The sequence below is a fragment of the Escherichia sp. 94.0001 genome (assembly GCF_013369155.2).
In the GTDB taxonomy this organism is placed as follows: domain Bacteria; phylum Pseudomonadota; class Gammaproteobacteria; order Enterobacterales; family Enterobacteriaceae; genus Escherichia; species Escherichia coli_F.
Window position 1 is genome coordinate 1 of the sequence record NZ_JABWMS020000257.1, and the last position, 381, is coordinate 381.

1 pseudogene is annotated in these 381 nt (G+C 59.3%); it reads right to left on the reverse strand.

The features are described 5' to 3' along the window. Position 1 precedes the first annotated feature (1 nt). Positions 2-381: pseudogene (locus HEN33_RS25585) on the reverse strand (tail assembly protein); the annotation flags it as partial.

Sequence of the window (381 nt, forward strand, 5' to 3'; positions counted from 1 at the left end):
TTTATGCCTGCCGCCCGATAACCACCACCTTCCCGTCACCGCCTTCATCACGGGTGCTGATGTCCTGGGAGATTCGCCGTGAGCCAACCAGCATTTCACCGTAAGGCACCGGCATCGGGTTCCCCTGAGCAATCATGTTGTCCAGTGAGGAAAAATACGTGTTCTGTCTGCCGTTATCCGTTGCGCGGTAATCCGGTGTTTTTGCCTTCGGTGCCAGCATCTGGGCCACACCGCCCAGAATCATGCTGGCCCCCAGTGAAAACAGCATCGTGGTGGCAGAAAAACCGCCGGCACTCAGCGCTGCACCCCAGGCTGCCATCGATGCTCCGGCCGTGAAGAAAGAGCCCACGATGGCTGCCGCCCCCAGCACAATCTGCAGTC